Origin of the sequence: Yinghuangia sp. YIM S09857, from assembly GCF_051388915.1 — a bacterium.
Taxonomy (GTDB): Bacteria; Actinomycetota; Actinomycetes; order Streptomycetales; family Streptomycetaceae; genus Yinghuangia.
Map to the genome: position 1 here is coordinate 179,467 of NZ_JBPKBH010000010.1, position 2,762 is coordinate 182,228.

At 73.3% G+C, this 2,762-nt stretch carries 3 protein-coding genes; all 3 read right to left on the minus strand.

Annotation, left to right across the window (positions count from 1 at the left end; translation table 11 throughout):
* A partial coding sequence (locus ACRX5S_RS22505) for a hypothetical protein (protein ID WP_436774839.1) occupies window positions 1-290 on the minus strand: 290 nt, incomplete at its 3' end.
* Window positions 291-936: 646 nt separating this feature from the next.
* On the minus strand, window positions 937-2,010 hold the full coding sequence (locus ACRX5S_RS22510) for a DUF2510 domain-containing protein (protein WP_436774840.1): 1,074 nt from the start codon (window positions 2,008-2,010) through the stop codon (window positions 937-939).
* Window positions 2,011-2,025: 15 nt separating this feature from the next.
* Window positions 2,026-2,762: hypothetical protein (locus ACRX5S_RS22515; protein ID WP_436774841.1), on the minus strand; the 737-nt coding region annotated here is incomplete at its 5' end.

A 2,762-nucleotide genomic window follows, 5' to 3' on the forward strand; every position in this document is an offset into this window, starting at 1 on the left:
CGCAGCTCGTCGGTGGATACGCCGTGGATGGCCGCGATGGTGGGATTCGCGGCGAGTACGTGCCCGGCGGTGTCGAGGAGGACCAGGCCGAAGGGGCACTGGGTGAACATCGGGTCGTCGGCGGCGGTCTGCCACCAGGCGGAGGGGGCGGGAGCGGCGCGGGCGCCGGACGTGCCGGGTGTGCCGGGTGCGGCGGGCGTGCCGGGTGCGCCGGGCGTGCCGGGCGCGCCTGATGTGCCGGGACCGCCGGGTGCGCCGCGACCGTCGGACGTGCCGGGACTGCCGGACACGCCGGACACACGGGGCGTGCCGGGACCACCGGGGATGCCGTCACCGGGCACGGCACCGGTCCCGTCGCCGCAGAGACCCCCGGCCGGGGGCCGGCATTGCATCCACTCGTGTCCCCAACATCGCCATGATCACGGACAGACCCGCCTCCAGGATCGCCCACCCGGTGCGACTCGGCAGTGCGTGCGCGGCCGACGCGCGCGGTGGGAGGGGCGGAGGCGGCCATTCGGGGTGGTGCCGTACTCCGTCTGTGCGCCTCTGCGCCACCTCGGTCTCTTCAGCCACCTCGGTCGCCTCGGTCGCCTCAGCCACGTCGGCCACCTCGGCTGCCTCGTTGCCTCGGTTGCCTCAGCCACCTCGGTCACCTCCGTCACCTCCGTCACCTCCGTCACCTCCGTCACCGAGCCTTGCGGTCGATCGGTGATGGGGGCGGAGCGGGGCCCAGGCTGCCGGATGCCGCTGTTCCGCCGGGGCGCAGTCGACCGCATGCGCCCGTCGGCCACGTGCGCGCCGCGTTCCCGGCGGAGGTGTTCCCGTACGGCTGAGGGCGCGGCCCGGTCGGCGCGTGCGCGGTGCACGCGGTCGAACGGGACGCGCCCTCTCGGCGGCTCGGGTCGCAGGCTCTGGGCCGGTCCGGTCGGCGGCCGGTCAGCTCGCGGTCGGGCTGGGCGTACCGATCTTGACGCCGTCGCGGACGGTCTCGATGACCTCGACCGGCGGTGCCTTCGGGTCGTCGTAGACCGCGGTGTACACGACGGGGAACATCAGCTTGCCGTCGTCGTCGTACGGGTTGTCGATGAAGATGAACTGAAGCGTGGCCTTACGCATCGTGCCCGCCGGGTCCGCCTCCTCCTCGACCTCGACGACCAGCACGTGGGCGTTCTTGCCGTCGATGGTGACGCGCTCGTCCATCACGGTCTTGGTCACCGTGTAGTCGTCGGCGGTCTTCACCTGGTCCGTGAGCCGGACGGTGAACTCGTCGAAGTCGGTGCCGCGGAACGGGGCCACGTCGATCTCGCCGAGGTAGCAGCCGGTCGTGTCCCCCGGGTCCGGCGACGAGGTGTCCCCGGCGCAGGGGATCTCCTCCTTGTACTGGTGGGTCTCGGAGCCGGCGTCCGGGACCTCCTCCCAGTCCTTCATCCGCGGCACGGTGACGCCGGTCGCGGTGTCCCGCACCGTGCCGTCCGTCGCGGGGCCGGGAGGCTGCGGCTTGTCCGTCTTCTGCGACGTGGACGTGGACGTCGGGCTGCCGGTCGGATCGGCGACCGGGTCCTTCTTCTTGTCGTCGCCGCCGAGCAGCAGCACCAGTGCCGTGACGAGGCCGCCGACCACGAGCAGCGCGACGACGCTGATCAGGACCGTGCGGTTGCGGTTGCCGCTTCCGCCGCCGGGGCCCGGGCCGCCCATCTGGTGCGGGGCGGGCGGGTAGCCGTGGTTCGGCATGCCGATCGGTCCGGGCACGCCTGGCGGCGGGCCGGGTGCGGGGCCAGGGGCCGGGCCGGGGGCGGGACCGCCGTACTGCCCGTACGGGCCGCCCTGCGGCGGTCCGGCGGACATCGTCGGGCCCTGCGCGGCACCGGGCGACGGCTCGGGGGCGGCCGGGAGCGCACCGGGGTCGGACGCCGGGCGCGTGGACTCGGTCCACTGCCCGCCGTCCCACCAGCGCTCGTTCCCGGGGCCCGCCGGGTCGTCGTACCAACCTGGAGGTATCGATGAGCTCACGCGGGAAACGTACCCCTACACCGATCCCCAGACGAGGGCTGAATGCCACGGCTGTTCAGGTGTGCGGTGATTTGATGGGATAGGTCGGTCAATCCCAGGGAAGTCCCTCGCGCGCTCGCGGGGCGACGCAGGGCGGGCCGTTTGCAGGTTGCCTCCGGGGTCCGGGTGGCGGTCGTACCGGTGCCGGGACTGCTGCGACTGTCCGGGCGCACAACCGCCGAACGCCTCGCGGTGGTTCTCCAGCATGACGTCGAGGCGCTCGCGCAGGAGGGGCCGGTCGAGGTCGTCGTACGCGCGGGTCCACGCGGCATGGAGGTCCGGGAGGCGCAAAACGTCCTCGTGGTAGGCGGTGGTGAGGCCGAGCAGGGCGCTTGCCGGGTGGCCGGCGTCGAGCAGCCGGGTGGCATCGGCCAGGATCGCGTCGGTGTCGCCGGTGAACACGGGGTACTCGTCGGCGAAGGCGTCGTCCGGGGCGAGAACGCCGATGCCGATGCCGGACGGGTCCGGTTCGTGGCGCCAGCCGGGCGGCGGCGCGAGTTCGAGGTCGACTTCGGCGTCGCCGCCGTTGGCGTTGACGCCGTACTCGGCGGTGGGCCGGATGCCGAGTGCGTCGGACAGGTGCGCAACCTGGGCGAGGCGGCGCTCTCCTCCGAAGCGCAGGGCGAGGGCGAGCAGAAAGGCCAGGCCGTCCAAGGTGTTTCGGCCGATGATCCCCGGCTCTTTGTGGCCGAACGACGCCACGGGGTGGGGGG